Origin of the sequence: Rhodopirellula sp. UBA1907 (assembly GCF_002337565.1) — a bacterium.
In the GTDB taxonomy this organism is placed as follows: domain Bacteria; phylum Planctomycetota; class Planctomycetia; order Pirellulales; family Pirellulaceae; genus Rhodopirellula; species Rhodopirellula europaea.
Genome location: NZ_DDGH01000020.1, coordinates 1 through 21,783 on the forward strand (window position 1 = coordinate 1; position 21,783 = coordinate 21,783).

At 55.3% G+C, this 21,783-nt stretch carries 15 protein-coding genes; 6 read left to right on the top strand and 9 right to left on the bottom strand.

All coding sequences use genetic code 11. From position 1 onward, the window contains the following. Positions 1 to 221: 221 nt before the first annotated feature. Positions 222 to 1,403: a DUF3500 domain-containing protein gene (locus tag B2R17_RS04540; RefSeq protein WP_286763091.1), complete on the bottom strand. Its 1,182-nt coding sequence runs from the start codon at positions 1,401 to 1,403 to the stop codon at positions 222 to 224. 94 nt (positions 1,404 to 1,497) lie between these two features. Here B2R17_RS04540 and B2R17_RS04545 point away from each other — a divergent pair, with 94 nt between their 5' ends. Further along, on the top strand, positions 1,498 to 2,364 hold the full coding sequence (locus tag B2R17_RS04545) for a hypothetical protein (RefSeq protein WP_286763033.1): 867 nt from the start codon (positions 1,498 to 1,500) through the stop codon (positions 2,362 to 2,364). Positions 2,365 to 2,378: 14 nt separating this feature from the next. On the opposite strand, the gene nagA is transcribed toward B2R17_RS04545, so the two are convergent. Next, a complete protein-coding gene (nagA, locus tag B2R17_RS04550; protein ID WP_286763034.1) occupies positions 2,379 to 3,584 on the bottom strand; it encodes an N-acetylglucosamine-6-phosphate deacetylase in 1,206 nt (401 codons plus the stop codon). 131 nt (positions 3,585 to 3,715) lie between these two features. Between nagA and B2R17_RS04555 the strand changes: the two genes are divergently transcribed. Continuing rightward, positions 3,716 to 4,957: a PQQ-binding-like beta-propeller repeat protein gene (locus B2R17_RS04555; RefSeq protein ID WP_286763035.1), complete on the top strand. Its 1,242-nt coding sequence runs from the start codon at positions 3,716 to 3,718 to the stop codon at positions 4,955 to 4,957. A gap of 89 nt (positions 4,958 to 5,046) precedes the next feature. Beyond that, entirely contained in the window at positions 5,047 to 6,339 is a 1,293-nt protein-coding gene (locus B2R17_RS04560) for a Gfo/Idh/MocA family protein (RefSeq protein WP_339887229.1), read from the top strand. A gap of 11 nt (positions 6,340 to 6,350) precedes the next feature. Here B2R17_RS04560 and B2R17_RS04565 read toward each other — a convergent pair whose 3' ends face one another. From B2R17_RS04565 to B2R17_RS04575, 3 genes are all read right to left on the bottom strand, one after another. Next, positions 6,351 to 7,838: a DUF1501 domain-containing protein gene (locus B2R17_RS04565; RefSeq protein ID WP_286763037.1), complete on the bottom strand. Its 1,488-nt coding sequence runs from the start codon at positions 7,836 to 7,838 to the stop codon at positions 6,351 to 6,353. Continuing rightward, entirely contained in the window at positions 7,835 to 10,507 is a 2,673-nt protein-coding gene (locus B2R17_RS04570) for a PSD1 and planctomycete cytochrome C domain-containing protein (RefSeq protein ID WP_286763038.1), read from the bottom strand. Before B2R17_RS04570 ends, B2R17_RS04565 begins: the two co-directional genes overlap by 4 nt. 367 nt (positions 10,508 to 10,874) lie before the next feature. Beyond that, the gene (locus tag B2R17_RS04575; protein ID WP_286763039.1) at positions 10,875 to 11,279 is read right to left on the bottom strand and encodes a hypothetical protein; all 405 of its coding nucleotides are present in this window, start codon (positions 11,277 to 11,279) and stop codon (positions 10,875 to 10,877) included. 1,810 nt (positions 11,280 to 13,089) lie between these two features. On the opposite strand from B2R17_RS04575, the gene B2R17_RS04580 reads away from it, so the two are divergent. Further along, positions 13,090 to 13,818, top strand: a complete 729-nt coding sequence (locus B2R17_RS04580) for a hypothetical protein (RefSeq protein ID WP_037253941.1) — start codon at positions 13,090 to 13,092, stop codon at positions 13,816 to 13,818. 74 nt (positions 13,819 to 13,892) lie between these two features. Here B2R17_RS04580 and B2R17_RS04585 read toward each other — a convergent pair whose 3' ends face one another. After that, entirely contained in the window at positions 13,893 to 14,873 is a 981-nt protein-coding gene (locus B2R17_RS04585) for a GGDEF domain-containing protein (RefSeq protein ID WP_286763040.1), read from the bottom strand. Positions 14,874 to 15,016: 143 nt separating this feature from the next. Beyond that, positions 15,017 to 18,037, bottom strand: a complete 3,021-nt coding sequence (locus B2R17_RS04590; RefSeq protein WP_286763041.1) for a serine/threonine-protein kinase — start codon at positions 18,035 to 18,037, stop codon at positions 15,017 to 15,019. Between the two features lie 309 nt (positions 18,038 to 18,346). Between B2R17_RS04590 and B2R17_RS04595 the strand changes: the two genes are divergently transcribed. Then, positions 18,347 to 18,910, top strand: coding sequence for an elongation factor P (locus tag B2R17_RS04595; protein ID WP_286763042.1), 564 nt, complete (start codon positions 18,347 to 18,349; stop codon positions 18,908 to 18,910). A 42-nt stretch (positions 18,911 to 18,952) separates the two neighbouring features. On the opposite strand, the gene B2R17_RS04600 is transcribed toward B2R17_RS04595, so the two are convergent. After that, complete coding sequence (locus B2R17_RS04600) at positions 18,953 to 19,279, bottom strand: hypothetical protein (protein WP_286763043.1); 327 nt, start codon at positions 19,277 to 19,279, stop codon at positions 18,953 to 18,955. Between the two features lie 341 nt (positions 19,280 to 19,620). Here B2R17_RS04600 and B2R17_RS04605 point away from each other — a divergent pair, with 341 nt between their 5' ends. Continuing rightward, positions 19,621 to 20,499, top strand: a complete 879-nt coding sequence (locus B2R17_RS04605; protein ID WP_286763044.1) for a DUF4437 domain-containing protein — start codon at positions 19,621 to 19,623, stop codon at positions 20,497 to 20,499. A 15-nt stretch (positions 20,500 to 20,514) separates the two neighbouring features. Here the strand turns inward: B2R17_RS04605 and B2R17_RS04610 are convergent, their stop codons facing one another. Continuing rightward, entirely contained in the window at positions 20,515 to 21,765 is a 1,251-nt protein-coding gene (locus tag B2R17_RS04610) for a hypothetical protein (RefSeq protein WP_286763045.1), read from the bottom strand. Positions 21,766 to 21,783: the final 18 nt, after the last annotated feature.

The following is a 21,783-nucleotide window of genomic DNA, read 5'->3' on the forward strand; positions in this document are numbered from 1 at the left end:
AACTTCGTTTCGGGAGAGGTACGGTGCGCGAAAACAGCATAAATACCTGCATCAAAAAACTGCACAACCTCTCCCCCAACGAAGTTGAGGGAGAGGTGACAAAAGTTGCACCGTGTCCTCGACCTGCAACCCCAAAGATTGAATGACCCAGGCGAACGCACAAACGGCTCACATGGTGACGCCCGATCGTTCCTGCTGACTAGCTCAAGCCATTCTCGCGTTCAATGCGAATGCGATTCGTAGTGTTGACGCAAGATGTCTTTGCCGTAGTCGTTGCCGTTGGGTGTTCGAACGACGGTGTGAATGTGATCTCGCGTTGGTTCCGAAGTTCGGAACGGAGCGACTCGGCGTTGGTGGTCGAACTCGATCAAGATCACCGGGCTGTGAACTCGGTAGTAGTAAACGCTTTGGTCGGTCGTTCCGCCAATCCATGCAAAGTAGGTTTCGTCGAGTTGTTTTTCGACTTCGGACAGACGAACCTTTGCGTGTCCTTCTCGCATGTTGCCGACGTACTCTTCGATCAACTGCAGCAACGCTTGTTTCTGAGAGTCATCGAGTTTTGATCCGATGAGACCTGCGTAGTCCAGTTTGACATTGTCCTTGTAGGCTTCCGTCAGATTGTTGTTGCCATCTTTGCGATTCATGATGATCGCTTCCGAACGCTGGTCGTCGGTCAGCATCTGGATCAGATTCAGACCCTTGTCCTGTTCGTCTTGCATCACGATCGTTCCCGCGAATTTTCCTTGCTTGGCTTCGACGGGTTCTGATCCCATGAAGACAGGACTCATCACGACTTGGTCACCCAAGACGAAGTAGTTGATGACGACGTGGTGCCCGTCGAGTTGCCATCCCCAGGGTTCAGTTTTGGAAGGCGTTCCCATGACCGTGATCCAGTACAACCACTCGTTGTATTCCTGAGGGCGTTTTGCAAGTTCACCGAGCGTCCCGTTCAGCTTCATGATGTCTTTGGTTTTCTTCAGCCCTTTGGCACTGAGGCTTTGCTGAAGCATTTCGAAGGCAAGCGTTCGTTGCGCTTCGGTCATCTCGTCGAAGCCGACTCCTTGGCGTTTGGGGCTGTGTCGGTTGTCCCATTTTCTCCATTCGGTGTCGTCGACCGGGAAGACGGTTCGCTCACGTTGCTGGTCGGTCAGTCCCGCGAGGAAGGCTTCTGCTGCGATGCGAACCGGTTCGGTGGAGACACCCGTGGACTCGATTTTGAACAAACCTTTCTGGGGGCCTTGCGAGGTGACGATGCCGACGAAAGGTTCGTCGACCGTGGGAGCCCCCCGTCGTCCGCCGGGGCGTTGGGCATGGAGGCTCGAAACAGCGTTTGAGCAGAAGATCAATGCGGTGGCGACTGCGATCCAACGGGGGAGATGTGACGGTCGATTCATGTTTTTCAGTTGCGATGGAGGATTCAAGGTGACTGTGACTCTGAATTTTATACTTCGCGTGCACATCGGAGGACCAAACACTGTGTAACAACGCGATATGCGAATGCTTCGTGAATTGGGTTTCAATCGAGGTTATGATGAGGCTGCATTCGTCCCGTCGACAGTTCTGCAAACCATTCCTCGATCAAGAGAGGGTTTCGAAATGCGGTTGCTTCTCGTCCTGCTCAGTGTGTTGTCTCTTTTCTCAATTGGTGCGTTGAGTGGACGAACATGGAACGAATCTTTCACGGATGACCTGTCTGATCGAAGTGACGTTCAAGAGTTGGATGCATCACTGCTGGTAGCCGCCTCTCGTAGTGATGTGGACGAAGCTTCCGAGCAGCCATTGGAGATCACTCCGGATGATTTGCATCAGTTGAATACAGAGGGTTTCCGCAATGCGGAAGGTTTTGGTATTTCCCGTGGTGGTGCCCACATTTTGCTGAACGACGGATCAGTGCAATTCATCGAAGGCGAGATAGCCGCCGGAACTGAATCCAGTGATCAGCAAACGGCAACGAACTATGGTTTGTGGGGTTCTTTGGGGACACGCAGGAAGATTGACGAGCATCCTGAACTGTCGGAATTGTCCGAGGTGCATTGGGTGTCAACTGACGCCCCTTCTTGGAAACTCGATTTCGTGCAGTTGGTGAGCTTGCAACAGTTCGATCCGCCGGTTGCCTATGACGAGAGCGAGCTTCCCAGAATGCATCAATTGCAGAGCGATCAGGTTCCAACCCGTTCGCTCACGGAATTCGAAGTTGATGCGATTGGACGATTGCGAGCGGGAGCTGAACTGATTGAAAAGCAAACTGCGACTCAAATGTTTTTACTCGGTGCCATTCGAGCAAGCGGCGAGTGCATGGAATGTCACACCGCGGAATCCGGTGATTTGTTGGGAGCATTTTCTTATCGTTTGTCCCGGCGGTGAGTCGTTTGACGAATTCATTTTCGTAACATGATTTGCAAACGCTCGCCGTTGATGTGGACCTGCTTCACTTTCAATGTCTTGCTCAACAAGACGATGTCGGCTTGTTTGCCGGCGGTGAGGCTGCCAACTTGTTGATCGATGCCGGTTCGTTCGGCCGGGGTCAGCGACGCCATTCGAACGGCGGCTTGCAGAGGAACGTTTCCGACCTTGTGCATCGTGCGAACCATGTGATCCATACCCATCACGGAGCTGGCCAAGGATCCAGGCGACGCCCAGCCGACTTGGCCATCGCTGGTGAACCAGGAACCATCTGCTTCCGGTCCAAATCGATATTTCCCTGGAGGCATGTCGAGGGCTCGGTTGCAATCGGTGACCAAGCACAAACGCTTGCTGCCTTTCATTCGCCAAGCGAAGCTCAGTAGCTCCGGTGCCAGATGCATGCCGTCAGCGATGACCTCGGTGCTCATCTCGGGGTTGGCCAGAACGTATTCCAACATACTGCCTTGCATTGGTACGCCGAGTCGCTGGCGGACCGAGGACACGTTGCTCATCGCACACCAGAAGTGATCGACGTGTCGCATGCCATTTTTGAACGCGGCTTCCATCTCGTCCCAACTGGAATTGGAATGACCGCAGGTCACCAGACAATCTCGTTTGTTCGCGTGTCGGTAAAACGCCGCCGCTCCAGGAAGTTCCGCGGCGCAGGTCGCGATGCCGACGATGCCGGATTCGAAGTAGCGGCGATATTCGGCCGCCTCGGGAGCCCGGCACACGGACTCGTCGTGACATCCCGTCTTGCCTTTCGCGAAGTACGGGCCATAAAGATGCACGCTGGCGATCTTGCTGCCAGATTGGATGTTCCAAGTGTCACGGACTTCGCCGCATGCCGCCAGCATCGCGTGAATCTGGTCGTCTGTGCCGGTGCTGGTTGTGGGGAACATGGTCGTCGTTCCGTGACGAGCATGGGACTGGCACACCGCGCGGACCGCGTCCTGGCTGCCATCCATCACGTCGGCACCACCGCCACCATGAATGTGAATGTCGACAAAGCCCGGGCAGATGTAGCCGCCTTTGGCATCAATGATTTTCGCGGAGGCGGGAACGCGAGAGCGTGCGGTTCCGACGTACGTGATTCGTTCGTCTCGGCAGACGATGACCGCATCGGGAAGCAAGCGGTCGGGCAAGATCGCGGTGCCGTTGAGAAAGCAAAGATGGGACACAAATTGCAGCTGGGTTGGAGGACGGCCGGTTGGGACGAGAAGTATACCGCCAGTGAGTTGTGCTCGAGGTGACCGATTGCGCTATCATGTTGGTCTGCATTTCCTTTTGATCGCTCCGTCCGAGACACAGCATGCAAACCTTGATTCACCGAAGTCTCCACGTTTTGCTGGCAACGGTTGTTAGCTGTTCTTGGACGCACGCCGATTGGCCTCAGTTTTTGGGTGAAAAACGAGATGGCTCGTCCAGCGAGACTGCGTTGCTCGACGCGTTTCCCGAAGAAGGTCCCGAGGTTGTTTGGCGGGTGCCCGGTGGTGTGGGAATGTCAGCGGTCACGGTCGCGGATGGCTTGGCGATTACCACGATGAATGATTCGGGCAAGCAATTGCTCGTTGCTTTCGATGCCAAAACCGGCGAACGTGCTTGGCAAACCGGTTTGGGAGCGGAGTACAAGAACGGTCAAGGCGACGGGCCTCGTGCGACCGCGGCGGTATTGGGTGGAGTCGTCTATGCGTTCACGGGCGACGGAGTCTTGTGCGCGGTCGATCAGAAGACGGGCGAGTTGATTTGGCGGACGGATGCATTGCAGGCGTGCCGCGCAAGCGAATCGGAATACGGGATGTCGTCGTCTCCATTGGTAGTCGGAGATTCGGTCATCGTGCACGTGGGAGGACGCGGCACGGCGGTGGCGGCGTTTGGAACCAGCGACGGGCGGCTGCAATGGTCAGCGGGCAGCGGACCGGCCGGATACTCGTCACCAACGCTGATGAACGTGGCAGGCAAACAACAGATTGTCAGTTTGACGGGCGACAAGGCGTTGGGAATTGCCCCGAGCGACGGCGCCGTCTTGTGGACGTATGAGTTTGAAACACCTTACGCCTGCAATACAGCCAACCCGGTATCGGTCAACGACGATGTGTTCATTTCCGCTGGCGAGAACCATGGTTGCGTGTTCATTGACGTCGAAGAATCGGGCGGAAAGTTCGCGGCAATGGAACACTGGGCCAGTGTCGATTCCAAAAGTGTGATGCGAAATGAATGGCAAACATCTGTGTTGGTCGATGGCTATCTCTACGGCTTTGACAACGTTGGAGCAGCCGGCCCAACCACACACCTGACGTGCATTGATGCGGACACCGGCGAAACCGTTTGGCGGAAGACTCGTTTCGGCAAAGGCAATTTGGTTCTGGCGGATGGCAAGCTTTGGATCACCACGATGGACGGGGAACTCGTGCTCGTGAAAGTCTCGCCGGATGGATACGAAGAACTGGGGCGAGCCATACTGTTCGGGCGAACACGTCAATCACTTTCGATTGCCGATGGGTTGGGATACATCCGCGACAACCAAGAAGTCGTGTGCATCAAGCTGCGCTGAGCCATTAGAATGGGGACGAAATTGGGTGTCGTGCCACAACGCGACCGCCCAAGAAAATCCTTCCGGCTACGCTCTCCCCACGCAAAGTCATGACCCACCGACGCAATTTTTTGTCCACCACATTAGCCGCTGGTGCGGCGTCTCTCGCGGCGCCCTATTTGATTTCTTCCGAGGCATTGGGAGCTGGCGATTCGGTCGCTCCATCGGAACGCATCACGCTGGGGGTGATCGGGATCGGGCCTCGTTGCACGTACGACTTGAAAGCCATCTTGAAGCTCAAAGATGTGCGGTGTGTTGCCATCGCTGATGTTCAGCAGTCACGTCGTGATGCCGGAAAGAAATTGGTCGATGATCACTATGGAAATCAAGACTGCAAGCTCTACCAAGACTTTCGCGAGTTGCTGGCCCGAGATGACATCGATGCGGTGTTGATTGCGACGGGCGATCGTTGGCATGCGGCCGCGTCGATCTTGGCCGCCGAGGCTGGCAAGGACGTTTACAGCGAAAAGCCGTGTGGGATCACGATCCGTGATTGCCAGTTGCTCGATGAGACGTTCCAGCGAACTGGTCGAATCTTTCAGGCGGGCACGCAGCGACGCAGTGTGCCGAACTTCATCCAAGCCGTGCAGGTGGCTCAGTCAGGAAAGCTCGGGCAGCTCAAAGAGTTGCAGGCCACGGCTTACTTGCCGACTTTGGACAACACTTGGTTGCCGGCTCAACCGACACCGAACGAAGCCATTTGCGATTGGAACATGTGGTTGGGGCCTGCTCCGTGGCGTCCATTCAACCAGAAGTACGTCGATGGTCGTTGGCGTGGTCAGTATGACTTTGACAGCGGTGCGCGTTTGCTGGATTGGGGAGCTCATACGTTGGATCTTTGCCAATGGGCGGCGAGTGCCGACGACACGATGCCGGTGAAGTACGAGCCTTCGCAGACCGCGATCATGTGCACTTATGCCAACGGCATTCAGTTGAAAGTGGACTTCTTGGAGGAACCGTTCGGCGATCGAAGTCCGCGCTGGCTCACTCGTTTGGGGACTTGCCCGGTGCGATTCATCGGTGAGGATGGCTCGATTGAAACAGGCGATGAAGGTGAAATTGTGGCGTCTTCGCCTGCCTTGCAAAAAGAGCTTTCCAGCGCTGAGCGTGTCCGTGGTTTGGACGTCACCGCTCATGCACGGAACTTCTTCGATTGCATCAAGAGTCGAGAGCAGGCGACTTGCAATTCAACCGTGATGCGTCGGTCGCACGTGGCTTGTCATGCCGCGGCGCTGTCTTGGATTTTGAATCGGACGCTCACGATTGATCCCCAAACGGAAACGTTTGTAGGCGACGATGAAGCGAACCGTTTGCGCAGCCGTGCGAAACGCGACTGGACTTAGAAGGTCCGTTTTCAGGCGAGCACGTCGTGGATGACGTGGCCGAAATCTCTTTCCAATCGTTGGCGACCGGGAACGACCAACTCGTGCCGGTTCAGGCCGAGTTGGTGCAAGAGGGTGGCGTGGATGTCGGTCACATAGTGGCGATCTTCGACCGCGTGGAATCCAATTTCATCCGTGGCCCCGTGCGTCATTCCGCCCTTCACTCCGCCGCCGGCCATCCAAACGCTGAATCCGTAGGGATGATGGTCGCGACCGTTGGATGATTGAGCTCCGGGAGTTCGTCCGAACTCGGTTGCCCAAACGACCAGGGTTTCATCCAGCAGTCCACGTTGTTTCAGATCCTTGAGCAAGGCACCGATGGGCTGGTCGGTTTGTTTGCACAGTTTGGTGTGGCCGGCCTTGAGCCCTTTGTGGTTGTCCCACTGCCCTGCCCCGCCGTTGCTGCCGTGGTAGACCTGGACAAAGCGAACGCCTTGCTCGACCAATCGGCGGGCCGTCAGCATTTGGCGGCCGAACACTTTGGTCTCGGGCTGGTCCAGCCCATAGTCTCGCTGAGTCTGAGCGGTTTCGTCTTGGAGTCGCACCACGTCGGGGACCGCGGTTTGCATTCGAAATGCCAATTCATAAGAACGGACTCGTGCACGCAACGCTTCGTCGGTTGGGAACTGTTCTGACGAGATTTGATTCAGTTGACGAAGCAGTTCAAACTCACCGGCCTGTTCTTCTTGATAGACGCCGCCGGGTGGTGCCGCGTAAGGCAGCGGGATGTCCGAATCGATGTCCAGCGGAATGCCATCGTATTGAGGCCCCAAGTAGTTTGCACGGTGGCATTCACGACCGCCGCAGCAATCGGCGACGGGAGTTCCCATCACAACAAATTGGGGCAAGTTGTCGTTGAGTGAACCCAGGCCATAGGTCGCCCAGGAACCGACGGTGGGAAAGAAGCCGTCGACGCGATGGCGGCCCGTGTGAAATTGCAATTGAGCGCCGTGGTTGCTGTCTTCGGTCCACATCGACCGGAGCACGCATAGATCGTCGGCACATTCTCCGACATGCGGGAACCAGTCGCTGATCTCAATTCCGCTTTCGCCTCGCGGTGCGAAGCCGACTTGCAAAGGATAGATTTCGTTGCGGATGAATCCGTTGTTGGGGTCAAACGCGACGACGCGTTCGTTGGCTAAGTAGGGTGACTCGAGGACTTTGGCGTACGGCGTTTCCTTGATCGTCTTGCCGGCCAACTTGTTCAGTTGTGGTTTCGGATCGAAGGTTTCCATGTGGCTGGCGCCGCCGATCATGAACAACCAGATCACGCTCTTGGCTTTCGGAGCGATCTTCTTCAGTTCGCTTTCCGCGATCTCGTTACCGTGAGCGGTCGAGTCACCTTGCAGAAGGCTGGACAGTGCGACGCTTCCGAATCCCAGGCCGAGGTCTTGCAGGAAGCCACGGCGATGACGTCCGGAGAATGAGTGTGGACGGTTGTTTCCAAATTGCATGCTCATCGCACCGTTACAAAGTCGTTGTGGTTGAACAGGACGTGAACCAAGTTTTCACGTGCGCGAAGGTTTGCATCGGTCGCTGGCGGGACCGTGGTTTTGGCCGCACCGGGGGATGGGGAAAGCTTCTCGGAATCTGCCAGCAAGGTCGCTTGGTGAGTTAAGAATGATTCGCAGGCAGAGCGTTCGCTGTCGCTGGGTTCACGTCCGAGAATGGCGGCGTAAGCTTCCGTGACAAACGCGGGATCATCGCTGGCTTCGGCACTCAAACTCGCCGCGGTCGTGCGAGATTGATCGATCGCCAGCGGACTGTTCGCGAGTGCGAGTGCTTGTTGCGGGACGATGCTTTCTGATCGGCGGTAGCAATCGGTCGGGTTGGCTGCATCGAAGACGACCAACATCGGCATTTGTTTCTCATAGGCATGGCGGAAGTAGACGCTGCGCCGTGGCGTGGTTTCGCCTTGTTTGAAATCAATGTCGGGTCCGCCCATGGATTTGTCGAGTGTCCCGGCAACGGCGAGCAGATTGTCGCGAACCAGTTCGGCTTCCAGACGACGCACGTTGGCTCGCCAGAAGAACAGGTTGTCCGGATCCATTTCAACGTTTTTCGCGAAAGTGCCTTCGGATTCCACCGTCGCGGATGAAGCGAGTCGATAGGTGCGAGATTGAAGGATCAAACGGTGGATGTGCTTCATGCTCCAGTCTTTTTCGATCAGTTCCACAGCCAACCAATCCAGTAGTTTGTGATGGACCGGTTGAGATGCACGCAGTCCAAAATCATCGACGCTGGGGACCAACGGCTGACCGAAGTAACGCGTCCAAATGTGGTTGACGGCAACGCGTGCGGTCAGGGGATTTTCCGGGGCGGTGATCCAGTGAGCGAGCGCGGTGCGGCGTCCGCTGCTGGTTGATGGGTAGCTCTTGCCGACAGGAGTGAACTTCGCGTCGTTGGCGACCAACTCAACGGAAGCGTCCACCAGTTTCTTCTCGACCTCTGCCAGTTTCTTGGAGGCCGCATCGATGGCGGCTTTCTTTTTGGCTTCGTCTGTTTCTTTTGATTCTTTGGCTGTCGTGACCGCATTGCGTTGCTTCAGCACATCGAGCAGGGCTTGTTGGAACCGCAGTGTTCGTTCGGAGTTCGCGGCTTGGATGGCAAGGTCGGCGACGTTTGCTTGAGTGTTCGTCGCCCCAGCCTTGTCCGTTTTTGCATCGACGAATTTGGCTTTGGTTGCTGCCCAACGATGCTGGATGGATTGCAGGTTTGCTTTGGCAACTGTGACCTGCTGGCGAACGATCGCATCATTCTTGTCTGTGGTTTCGCGGAGTGACTTTTGGGCAGATCTCAGTTTCTTTTCTGCGGCGGCAATCTCTTCGGTTTCGATGTGCTCTCGCAAGAAAGGATTGGAGGCGAGATCCGACAGTTCAACGGGCTGAATCTCAAAGGGGACTTCAACGATCTCGGGGAGGGCGGGGGCGATCGGATGGTCTTTGTCGGGATTCTTTTCGTTGCCCTGCACGTACAAGTAAGTCGGAGCTTTGAGGTCCGCGTCATAGGCTCGCGGCAGCCCGAGTTTTGATGTGTCGGGTTCTCCCGGCAAACGTTCGGTGCGGACTCGGTGCGGTTGGAAAATCGCTCGAAACGCGTAGTACTCTTGTTGTGAGATCGGATCGTACTTGTGGTCGTGACACCGCGCGCAGGCGATCGTCATTCCTAGGAAAGCTTTCGCGGTGTGTTCGACCGTTGCGTCCAGCCAGATGTCGCGATTGCTCGTGTGAAAATTGCGAACCAGGAACCCGGTTGCTCGGAGCGTGTCGAGATCTTCGGGGGCGATCTCATCGCCCGCCACCATCTCATGGATCATTCTGTCGTAGCCTTTGTCGACATTCAGCGATTCGATGATCCAATCGCGCCAATGCCAGATATGTCGTTGGCTGCCACGGAGTTGATTCTTGTAGCCATCCCAATCGCTGTACCGCCACACATCCATCCAGTGCCGACCCCACTTTTCACCGTAAGCGGGATCGTCGAGCAAACGATCAATTCGTTGACGCCAAGCATCGGTGGAAGGATCCGATGCGAACTCGGCCTGATCCTCGCGAGATGGGGACAACCCAGTCACATCCAAGTGAAGGCGACGCAAAGCCATGGAGGGATCGGCGGGGGGAACCGGAGCCAGTTGGCTTTGCCGCCACTGGTCGAACATCAGGACGTCGATGGGATTCGACGACCATGGTTCAGGGATGTCGGTTGCCAGTTCGGGGCGAGTGGGATTCTGGTAGGCCCAGTGTTCTGACGGGGATTCAATGATCTCTTCGTCAGGCGGGCTTGGTGCACCAAGCTGGATCCACTGAGCCAGCATTTCGATCTGTTGGGCCGACAGCGGTGTGCCTTCTCCTTCGGGCGGCATTCGTTCGTCCGGATCCGAAGTCGCGACTCGACGAATCAACTCGCTGTCAGCCGGTTGATCGAAATCCAACAGCCCGTTTGGACTTTCGTCACCACGGATCAAGGACCCAGCGTCGAGTCGGAGCCCACCTTCTTGTTTGAGGACGCCGTGACAAGCCCCGCATTTCTCTTGGAAGAGAGGTTTGATATCAGACTCATAGTCCACGTCAGCTCGCAAGTTCGAGCCAACGAGAACGATCGCCAGGACGGCAAGGATGGTTCGCGACATAGGTGGGACATCTGCTTCGCGGGAGGTGGGAGACCCACAGCGTAACCCCAAACGATAGCCCCAGTCCAGTTTTTTGTTTGCGAAAGACGTAGCAGGCGTACCAGAATCTTGTGGAGGAAGGGTGAGTATCGAAACTCGCCGATGCGTTCTCGAGTCACACGAGCCTGTCGCCGGAGAATTCGCGACTGAGTCAAATCAATCGCGTGAAGGCAATCCGCCATTTTCGTGTCTGTCAACAACCATCAAGGGCAAGGGAAACAGAGTCTGTGCGGCGTTGATGGTAGAACTTGCCAAATCAGTTCCTCGGTTTGGTCGTCCTGCACTGACAGCGCAGGACGACCAGGATTCCGAGTGAACGGGAGCTTGATTACCCTTTGGACTCCGCCTTTGTTTGGCTTTTGGATGCTTTCGCAACAGTCTCCTCCGAAGAGTTGTCAGCGGCTTGTGAGGGGGCCGAATCCTCGGCCGATTCTTTTTGGAGTTCGTCAGCGTATTCTTTGAGAATCGACTCTGTGACCACCATTTCAATGTTCACGTTGGCGTCCTCGTTTGGCGTCGACTTGCCTTTCGTCGAACTTTTGACGATTGGGGTGCCATCTTGTTTGGTGGCATTGGGAAGTTGGGCGCGAACTTGTTCAGCTGTTGCGCAATGCAATATGAGCCATTTGGCGGGCATTCCACCAGCGTGGAACGGTGAATTCGGATCGGGATCGTTGATGACATAAACATCGTAGACTGTACGGTTCCCCTCTTTGCGACGATAGATCTTCATTTGCATTGGCTGAGGGACCAATCGACATTCGACCGTCTTCTTTTCGCAGTCATTGATTGGAACACAGACCTTGAAGCTGCAGCCGGGAACACACTGTATGTCCTTCTTGCCGATCTCGACGCATCGTTCGATGGTGCACCAGATTTGTGGGACATCAGTTTCGTGCTGGAAATCAAATTCCCAGTCATAGCAGTTGATGTCGTGATTGATCTTCGGGATGGTTCCGTAAATATCACACTTGATGGGGGTCTTCGTCGTCGGCCCGCTCTTGTGACATCGTGGCAGGACAATCTTGCAATGAAGATTTTTGCAGTTGCAAGGTCCTGTGGTGGTTCCGCCGCAATCGCAGACGCTGAGTGGATCGGAGGATGTCACAACAGGTTGGCTGTGAGTGATATGTTGTGTCACTGGTGGTGCGTAAACCGGCGCAGAGTGTATTGGCTGCGACTGAACCGGATGGGATCGGACAACGACTGAACGAGTGTGATACTGCCCAAAAGTATCATTTGCAAAGGTGGCTGAAAGAATGGTGGCTGCGAAAACGCAGACGGGGATTGTTGCTGCCGGCGACTTCATTGGGGGCTCCAGTTGAACAGAGAATGGAAGTGTGTGCCTTCGAAGCAGGCAATGAACCTGATAGACGGCGAAGGCAAGCTAGATCGTATGGGCGGTGAGTTGGGACGCCACGGAAGCGAAGGTGTTGCAAACCGGAAACCGAATGCGTGCCTATGTGATTTATGTCCATTCTGGATGAGCTAAGAACCAAATGTCTCTTGCGAGACTGCTTTCGATATAGGCGAACGGCAACCACCCATAGCCATCTTCTCCCCAGTGCTCACCCCAGCATGTTTTGATCAGGAAAGCACCATGGGTTTGATGTTTGCTGCAGTTTGTTTGGCATCGTATGAAAGGTGATACGATGTGATGGTCGTTGTAGCCCAATACGATGCAGGCCGTTCCGCCCTCGGTGCCGCCACGCGATGTGTCCAGTGGAATGGTTGCTGAAGCATCAGTTGAGAGGCAAGATGGGATTGGGAAACCTAAGAGGCACGGCGTGTTGGTGCTCAGGCAATTTCGGATTGTGGTGACGAGGGAGGATCGCGGGGTCCTCCACGTGTCAATGCGGAAGTAGGAGAGTTCACCATACGGTTTGGAGAAAGCGAATAGTTCGGGCGATGGTGGATTGTCATTGGTCCATTTGGTGTCGGATGGGTAGAGGCGTTCAGGGGGGCATCCGAGACGCTTGAGGGTTTTGATGGTGGAACGGAGGCTCACACCGTGTGCGCCGCCGCCTCCCCAAAGTTTCAGCGTCATTTGATGGAGGAAGAGAGCCGAGGCCGTCATGGAAGTTCCTTGCCATTTTCGGGTCGACCAATCGAGCAAGGACAGGACGACAGGGGCACAGGAGCATGACTGACTGAATGAGCTGCATGAAAAGTCGAGTCCTTCCTCTCGCAGGTCCACATGCGGAAGCAGCTTTTGTGAGTCTCTGAACCGAGATGATTCGAAGTCTCTGGTGTCGGGTACATCTGGACACCATCCATGAGATAAGTTGAATTTCGTGTCCATTTGTCATTATTTTCATGACGAGGAAGTGAGTGCAGAGAACTTGGTACCTTAGGCTGTGACTGTTTCCCCAGCCTTTCGATTCGTTATTACTCACTGATTCGAAGAACATGATGGTGGTTTGATTTGCAAATATGCACAAGCAATAACCAAAGGGTGCGCGCGGGGCGCAAATCGGACGCGAAGGGATTGTTCGTTGACAGTGTCCCCCCATTTGGTACCTTGGCGTCGCGCCCGGATAGATATGCTTGGTTGGGGAGCCAAAGGAATGGATACTAGTGTGAGCCTGTTCACTGGCTTTAGCTCAAAGTTTGAAAAGCGAAAATTTCGCCAGTTCTCCCATTTCCTCCAGGCTCTTCAGGAGGCGAGGGAGTATGCCAAAGATTTGCAATGCTCTGCACAGGAGTTTGCCATCAGTGTTTCGGATGCGGAGGCGATGGGCATTTGCACCAACGATTTGATTTGGATGACTCGCAAAGGCTGGGTTCGAACGGTTGGTTCAGAGCCCTTTCAAGATGATGTTGGCGGGAGTGATTCGGCTACCGCTGGTTTTGGAAGGCGTCTCTCTCGCTTCGAACTCGGAACTTTAGGGATCCAGTTGGTTCAAGATGGAACGGAGTTTTCGTCTGGAGAAATCCCGGACGAAGTTGCCCCGTCGCCTGTGGGTTTGTCTGCAAAACCGAAGCCAACTTGGGACCCTGATCGACATGAGTTGACTTTCCAGGGAAAGCTGGTGAAGCGTTTTCGTTGGCCAGCCACGAATCAGGAGGTGGTTTTGAGCGCTTTTCAAGAAGAGGCGTGGCCATCACGAATCGATGACCCGCTCCCGGGCGCAGATGACCTGGAGCCCAAGCGTAGACTCAGCGATACCATTAAGTGTTTGAACAGAAACCAGCAGTATTCATTGCTGCGGTTTCGCGGGGATGGTACCGGAGAAGGGATTATTTGGGATGTCGATCGAATCTCAGCTTAGATCATCGTTTCCATGAGGGTTTCAGCCTAAGAACGCTCTATTGCGTCGGGTCCCAACAATGAACTTTTTTGGGGTTACCCGCAGACTTGGTTGCGACCGGATCGCTTGGCGTCATAGAGTTGTTGGTCGGCAGCCTCGAGCAATTCTTTGCTGGACTGAGGATTCTCGGGATCCAAAACCGCGAATCCGAAGCTGGCGGTCACTACCAGTGGGCCAATGGATGTTGGGAAAGGTGTGTCGGCTACCGCTTGGCGACAACGTTCCGCGATTTCGCATGCGTCTTCACGGCCGGTTGCCGCGAGCAACAAGCAAAATTCTTCGCCGCCATATCGAGCCAACAGGTCATCGACTCGGCAGATGGCACCAACGCGTTGGCCAAACGTTCGCAGGACTTCGTCGCCCACCAAGTGACCGTGTGTGTCGTTGACTGATTTGAAGTGGTCGATGTCCAACATGACGACGGCCATCTCTAACTTCGCACGAGTCGATCGCGAAATTTCGCGACTCATCGCTTCCATCAGGTATCGCTTGTTCATCGTGCCGGTCAAGGCGTCGCGGGTGAGTGCGTTGTAGACGGTTTCGTGATACTGCGTTTCGACACTGTCGGCTGAGAGGAATCGGAATAGGAAGCTGCCGATACGGACCGTGTCACCGCTCTTCAAATAGCGATCGGAATCAATGGTTGATTCGTTGACGATGGTTCCATTGGTGCTGCCCAAATCGCGAACGGCGTAGCCATCGTGGTCGCGAAACAGCAAAGCGTGTTGACGTGAAACGCTTCCATCCAGCAGTGGCAAATCGGAGTCGGGGGACCGACCGATAAGGAACTCATCTTGTTCCAGCAGCATCATGCCTTCGATCACATCCGGCGGATAGATTTGCACCAGGCAACATTCGTTTTGCACGCTTTGAGGTTGCGTGGTCGTTTGTTGACGCAAGGTTGCTTCGGCGACGTCGTGATTGGATTGGGCAGCGTTGATGGCGGTTGCGGTCAAAGCGGGGCTGGTAGCGGAGTTCATGTGTTTCAGTTCATTCGAGGTGACTGGATACGGCATCGCCTGGTGGTTTCAAACCGTTCGTCAGTTGGTTGTTTGGCGAGCGACGAAAACGATCGGCTGGTGTCCGCTCTGCCCCTCGTTCACGTCTGCCTGAAAACATGGGTTACTCTGTGCTCATCCAGAGCGCAGAGCTGAGCTATTTATTCTGAGCCTTCAGAATCTGGGTCGACCGAGGCGGTGTTGTCGATCGTACCGATCAGATCGGTCGTCGCAGTTTCTTGCATCAGGCTAGCTAAATCGTTTTGCAATTGGTTCGCTCGCTGGCGTTGCTCATCATTCAGTGTTTCCATCGATAGCGATTGCAAGTGTGTATGAAAGTCGCTGATATGTGGCTGGGCGGAATGGTCCGAATCGGTGCTGTTTGGCTTCGCCGCCAACATGAGACTGAGTTGCATGCAGTTCAGTTTTTCGTCCACCGTCAGCGGTTCGTAGTCCTTGAGAATGTCGAAAGCAGCTTTGGATTTTTTCGCATGGTCGAGTCCCTCAGCGAGATCGCCTTGTTCGATGGTATTTGAATCACCAACGAGCACCGCCAAAGCATGATGGGTTTGGGCATAGCGACGCAGCAAATCCGCTGTGACTTCTTCGCGAAGCAATGCTTCGTAAGTTTGAAGCGATTGCCGAAGTAGTTTGCCTGCCAATTCTGGATCTCGCTCGGAACCCCGCGTCAGCAATTGGCCCAAGTTGTTTTCGGCGGTCGCCAAGTTCACGCGGTAGAAGCCATCGTCGTCGGTCAGACGCCATGCATTGTCGAGCGTCTGGATCGATGCTCGAAAGTCTTCAACCGCGTCGGCTTGACGACCCAGGTGCACGCGGCAATTGCCTCGTTGCAGCAAAGCGTGAACGCAGGATTGCATGTAATCGATTCGGTCTGGTTCAGAGCTGATCCATTGCTGCACGTCTTCAATCAGCTGAGTCCATGCCGCTTCGGCCAATCGATGCGACCCGGAGTTGGTCAATCGCCGGCAGTTGTCTGTTTGGATATTTTCCGAAAGACGGCGGTCGCTCAACGTTCCGCGGCGCTGCGTCAGCCATCGTGCGGTTTGAATGGCGCGGAGGTAGGAACTTTCGTCCCACAACGTCGATGCAGATGGGCCACGCAGAGCGTGAGTCGCCAATTCCAAACGAACCGCCGCAGATGCAATTTGACCGATTGTATGTGGCAGTGAGTCGTGGGATTGAGCGTCAAGCAAATCCGACGATTGCGGTAAACGCTGAGCCAACCAACGTCGTGCGGTGACCACGCGTTGTTTCGTTGCATCAGACAATAGCGATGTGTCGTTGATCAACACTTGGCCGATCAACGAATGGATGCTTTCAATTTTTAGCTGCGTCGCAAATGAATTGTCCGCTCTCGAGGATGAAGCCAACGTGACTTGCAGTTCGTCCGTATCGACATCCACTCGCTGCAGAAGTTTTTCAGCTGTGGAGTACTCCTGTTTAGCTTGATCGAGATCATTCGTGATTCGATGAAGGTCGCCCAGACGCAAGTGCGTTTTGATTCGCTGCAGCAAAGCAAGACGTTTGGTTTGCCGACTGGATTCCGCCAGATCAAAGTCGTCGAATACTTGATCGGTTGGAGTTTGGTTCCGTGATGCGATGTTTTGATTGGCAATTTGATCGTATTGATCGATCGCGCGGTCGAGCAGGTTGGAACGCAGTGGCGCCATCCCCGGATAGAACTGCAGCGAACCGCTGAGTTCGATCAGCCAGGTGTCGGTTGCATCCAGTGCTTCGCTCAAATTCAAGATCGCCTCTCGGTGCGCCTGCTGAGCTTCGATCCGAGCCATTCGTTCGGCTCGGTGTGCCCGGTGAATAAAGACTCCAAACAGGATCGCTGCCAGCAGCAGCCCGGTTCCGGCCAGCGAGACTGTCGCGGCGATGCTTTGGTGATGACGACACCAACGGACACCTTTATCGACCCAATTTTCGCGATAAACGGAAACCGAATCACCGGCGATGAAACGCCGTACGTCGTTGGCAAGGTCTTCCGCATTCTCGTATCGATCGTGCTGCGACGAAGACATCGCTTTGCGAACAATCGATAGCAGCGGAAGCGGAACCAGCGGTTGCGACAATCGCAGGTCTGGGCAGGATGCTTTGCGGACTTGTTCGAGAATTCGTTTGACCGGTTGCCCGTGATAGGGATTCCGGCCGGCCACGATGGTGAAAAGAATCACGCCGAGCGAATACAGATCCGAAGAACGATTGATTCGCGAAACTTCGCCGCGAGCTTGTTCGGGCGACATGTACGCGGGCGTGCCAACGACGGTGCCGTCGGGTTCAAACAACGACGAAACGTCGGCGGAGCGAGCGCGAAGTGTTTCTTGGGTTTGATCGATTTCGTGGTGTTCGTTCTGGTCGACGGACTGAGCCAGCCCCCAATCGAGGACCACGGTTTCGCCAAAACCGCTGATCATCACATTGGATGGTTTCAGGTCGCGATGGATGACGCCACGTTGATGCGCGTAGGCCACCGCATTGCAAATGTCGACGAAGCGTTGCAGCAGTGGTTCGAGCGATTCGCCAAATTGGAACCGCGTTTTTCTTCCCGCAGATTTGTGTTTGCGGTGATGATCTTGAATGGATTGGCTGAAGGTGACTCCGTCGAGCAACTTCATCACATAGAAAGCGTCTCGCCGATCGCCCATCTCGTGCACCGGGACAATCCCCGGATGCTGAAGTTGGCTGGTGACCTTGGCTTCGTGCAGAAAGCGTTGCCGCTCTTGTTCGGTGACATCATTCGCATCGCAAAAACGCTTCACCGCGACTTCGCGATCGAGTTGTCGGTCGACTGCTTTCTCGACCACTCCCCATCCGCCTCGTCCAACCTCTTCGAGACATTCGTATCGGTCGGCGGGATCGTTGATCGATTCTTTGGGCCGAGGCGTCTTTGCCGAAGATCGAGATTGATCGGTCAAGTTTGCGCCGATCGTTTCTTCGTGAATCGGGTGGGATGCGGAAGCGTTCCCCGTTCGGCGACGTCGTGAACGTGAACGACTCTTTCGTGACGAACCCGAGTTGCGGCTGCCCGGATCGCTCCACGAATCTTCACCACGACTGTTTGATGGCTGGGTGTTGTTGTCGAGACCGTCGCTGTCAGTCGCGGCCACACCAAAGCGGCCGGTCGATTCAGGGTTGGATGCGTCAGGGTCGTTCATGGCGACGGTTGCTTTGAAATCTCACGGTGCCGTGTTGATCTCAGTTCGTGATCAACCGATTTGATGCTATGGCAACCGTAGGTCGCTGGTATGAACCGAACGCGATCGAAGTCTCTCGAAAGCGATTCCCCGAACGGTCGAGCACTTCAACCGGTATCGATTGCGACGGTATTCCGGATCAAGCGTTCTGGAACGCGGCGGATACAGTCGCGTCGGATTGATCGAAAAGCCGCGGGATCCGGGCTTTTCTTTCGTTTGAGCGAGCAGTACGTTTCTCAAAAATCCTCCTCTCCCATTTTGTTATCAATCATGCTCGCAAAAGAAGTGAAAACCGGCACCGTTGTGGTTCATGACGGCAATCCAGTAATGATCGTTGGGATCTCGGTGCAATCGCCGTCAGCTCGCGGTGCCGCAACGCTCTACAAGTTTCGGGCTCGCAACGTGATGACCCGCAACAAGGTCGACATCACACTCAAGGGCACCGATGTCCTGCAAGAAGCCGATTTCTCTCGTCGCGATGTGCAGTTGATGTACACCGACACGGAGCACTTGCACGTGATGGACAAAGAGGACTACCAGCAATACGAGGTCCCGTTGGAAGACGCGGAAGAGCAGTTGCCTTACATCACCGAAGGCTTGGAAGGCATGCGTGCGTTGATCTACAACGATGCTTGCGTCGGGATCGAAGTGCCAGCGACGGTGGAGCTGAAGATCGCTCAGTGTGATCCGGGCGTGAAGGGGAACTCGGCCACGTCACGCACCAAACCAGCAACCATGGAAACGGGGTTGGTCGTTCAAGTTCCCGAGTACATCAAGGAAGACGAAGTCTTGAAGATTGATTCGCGAACCGGTCAGTTTCTCTCGCGCGCTTAGTGCTGGCGAGACGGTTTGTTCGGCCGGCAAATGGTCCCAAACTCAAAGCACATTTGAATCGGCCGCGGGAGCTTGCTCGGACAATGGATTCGGCGCGAACTCGGAAGGGGTAACCATCCGTTCGACTTCCGCCGGTCTATCCTGCATCGGTTGGCCGCCGCCGACGTTCTCGTAATTTTCTTGTTGTAAATACTGCTCCGCCATCCGCCGCGAATTTTGGTCCTGGGCGTCCATGTAATCCTGGATGGCGCGTTCGCTTTCGTCCTCCACGATGTTCTGAATCGAGGGTTCTGGTTCGGGCTGCGGTTCGGCGCATCCAGCGATCACGCCATAGGCAACAAAGAAGCATCCAATCCATTCGAGTCGCATTTCGTTTGCCCTTTCACACCGAGGTCCTCGGCGGTCTCGCCACAATTTGGATGTGACGAAAGAGGAGAGTAGAGAAGATTCAGAGAAGTTTGGAGGTCGTCGGTATTTTGCTCGTCGAGCATCCAAAATTCAAGCCTCGCGTTGACCGGATCAGACGCGAGGAAGCATCTGACGCGTGCTATTGAAGCGGGAAAACGATTGCGGAATCGACTCAGCAACTTTTGATCGGATACGGAAGACTCGTTCGTTTATGCTGGCAGCTTTGACGACCTTTTCTGAGGCTGTGTTGCGATGCGAACCGGATGGATCGCTTCAACCGCCGAGCAAACGAAAGATGAAATATGACACGCAGACTTTCTGAACGCGGCTTTGCTGGGTTGCTGTTTCTCGCCTCAATCGCGTTAGTCGGTTGGCCAGCTGGCGGCTTGCTCGCGGAGGAACCTTCTGCACAAAAGACGCGTGTCCTGCTGGCGTCGGACGTTCGATGGCAGTCTCTCAATCCCAATCGCGGCGACGCGGCCCCCAAGGCAGGAACGCTGTGGGGAGACCAGACCGAAGACGGCGCGTCGGGTTTCTTGGTCAAGTTTGTCGATGGGTTTGCGTCGCCGCCTCACATTCACAACATCACTTATCGCGGGGTCGTGATCGCGGGCGGTTTGCACAACGACGATCCCGATGCGGAGCCGATGTGGATGCCGGCGGGTTCCTATTGGACTCAGCCGTTGGGCGAAGTTCACATCACCGCCGCTCGCGGAGACAGCGTCGCGTACGTCGAGATTCAAGAAGGTCCGTATCTCGTGCAGCCACCAAGTGAGGCATTCGATACCGGGGAACGTCCCGTGAACGTCGATGCGTCCAACCTTGTTTGGTTGAAAGCGTCGGACACCAGTTGGATCGAACCGACCAAGACCGTGAGTAAAAGCGAACCGGAGATAACGTTTCTCTGGGGGCAACCTGCGGCCGATCAGGTCAGTGGGACACTGGTCAAATTGCCCGCCGGGTTCACTGGCAAGTTCATAACCACGGCGTCAACCTTTCGTGTGGTCGTCATTCGCGGTCAATTAAGTCTTAGCCTCGATGACAAAAGCGAGAACGCTTCACTCGTGCCGGGCAGCTACTTTGGCTCCGAAGGTGAGGCAACGCATGAGATCTCGGCGGATGAAGAAACCATCGTCTACGTTCGAACCAAGGGGACGTTTCGCGTCGCGGCGAAAGATTGATTTGGCCGGGCGAGCTTAGCGTTGCCCTTCTTTGGCTCGTTGCATCGCACGCTGCTGTTCCAGGATGGCTCGCTCGAACGGTGTGACGCGGTCGCTGGGGCGGAACTGTTCCTGCAGTTGTTCGTCGGGAATGATCGGTGTGACGGTGCCTTGGTTTTGCATTGCTCGAGCCGATTGGAAAACATCGATTGTTTGGTCAACCAGTTCAGGCCCGGGTGGCAAGAGGAAACGTCCGATGCCTTTGCCTTGCATGTTGATGTCTTCGATACGGTTGTTGCCTCGTGCGGTACGGTCGATCGCGACGGATTGGACGCGCCATTCGTGAACCACGATTTCATAGCGAGACTGTGGTGGGATCTGATGGCGGACTTCGCGAGTGATCCACTGGCCGTTGGGTGATAGCAGTTCGAAGGTTTCGACCCATTCATGCCCGGCGTCGCGGCGTAGTTTCATGTCTTCGAATTCACCAGGCGCAAGTCGAAACGTCTTCTTCAATCCGGCTTGTCGCGAATCGGTCAGCGTGACGTTGACGTCTCTTTGGCTGCTGTTGGTGAATCGAATTTTCGCGGGCGGCAAGTCAGGCAACGCAACTCGCCGTGTATCGATTGGCACCGGGCCGGGGTTCAGTGGGATCGGGCTGACCGCAATCGGGCCACTCGGAATGTCATTGATGCCCCAACCAAACGCGGGTGCGGGAGTGAGCCAAGGCAGGCCGAATCCACCGCGGATTGGAGCTCCGTATTCGACATATCCGCCCGCCAACGGACCGAACACGGGGCCACCGATCGGTCCCACACCGACCGGCCGCACGAATCGATAGGAGGCCTGGGGGAAGGGATTGAAGTTGTCGAGATCCATGTAGAGGAAGTTGCCGAAGCCATTGCGGGGGAACTTCAATGCTCTCGCGAGCAGCGTGTTGTAGTAGCCCAGGAACTGTCCGTCTGGAGTATCAAAACGTCGATCGCGAGAGTAGACAACTTGACGCCCATCGCCGTGGCGATAGATCAAGTTTCCGCGACGCAAAGAAATGCGGCCGGTCACCACACCGGAAGGTTCCACCAAATCGAATTCGCCGGAAGGACCGCCGCGTCGATGGTCGATTCCCGAATGGCGACGATCGGGGAAAGAACGACTGTCACCGCGAAAGGGAGGTTGAGCGAGGAGAGCGGTTGGGATCGATGCCAGTAGCAATCCGACCAACGTGATGCGGGTGATTGCGAGACCGTTTGAATTGAAAACGGGGGCCAATCCTTTGAAGCTTCGCATCGTTTTTTCCGCTGATTC

What these genes read in the sequence shown, in the direction of transcription:
- B2R17_RS04580 (WP_037253941.1), top strand. Translation starts at nt 13,090, where the DNA reads ATGCTTGGTTGGGGAGCCAAAGGAATGGATACTAGTGTGAGCCTGTTC.
- B2R17_RS04605 (WP_286763044.1), top strand. Translation starts at nt 19,621, where the DNA reads ATGACACGCAGACTTTCTGAACGCGGCTTTGCTGGGTTGCTGTTTCTC.
- B2R17_RS04560 (WP_339887229.1), top strand. Translation starts at nt 5,047, where the DNA reads ATGACCCACCGACGCAATTTTTTGTCCACCACATTAGCCGCTGGTGCG.
- B2R17_RS04555 (WP_286763035.1), top strand. Translation starts at nt 3,716, where the DNA reads ATGCAAACCTTGATTCACCGAAGTCTCCACGTTTTGCTGGCAACGGTT.
- B2R17_RS04585 (WP_286763040.1), bottom strand. Translation starts at nt 14,873, where the DNA reads ATGCCGTATCCAGTCACCTCGAATGAACTGAAACACATGAACTCCGCT.
- B2R17_RS04595 (WP_286763042.1), top strand. Translation starts at nt 18,347, where the DNA reads ATGCTCGCAAAAGAAGTGAAAACCGGCACCGTTGTGGTTCATGACGGC.
- B2R17_RS04610 (WP_286763045.1), bottom strand. Translation starts at nt 21,765, where the DNA reads ATGCGAAGCTTCAAAGGATTGGCCCCCGTTTTCAATTCAAACGGTCTC.
- B2R17_RS04575 (WP_286763039.1), bottom strand. Translation starts at nt 11,279, where the DNA reads ATGAAGATCTATCGTCGCAAAGAGGGGAACCGTACAGTCTACGATGTT.
- B2R17_RS04600 (WP_286763043.1), bottom strand. Translation starts at nt 19,279, where the DNA reads ATGCGACTCGAATGGATTGGATGCTTCTTTGTTGCCTATGGCGTGATC.
- B2R17_RS04590 (WP_286763041.1), bottom strand. Translation starts at nt 18,037, where the DNA reads ATGAACGACCCTGACGCATCCAACCCTGAATCGACCGGCCGCTTTGGT.
- B2R17_RS04565 (WP_286763037.1), bottom strand. Translation starts at nt 7,838, where the DNA reads ATGAGCATGCAATTTGGAAACAACCGTCCACACTCATTCTCCGGACGT.
- B2R17_RS04545 (WP_286763033.1), top strand. Translation starts at nt 1,498, where the DNA reads ATGCTTCGTGAATTGGGTTTCAATCGAGGTTATGATGAGGCTGCATTC.
- B2R17_RS04570 (WP_286763038.1), bottom strand. Translation starts at nt 10,507, where the DNA reads ATGTCGCGAACCATCCTTGCCGTCCTGGCGATCGTTCTCGTTGGCTCG.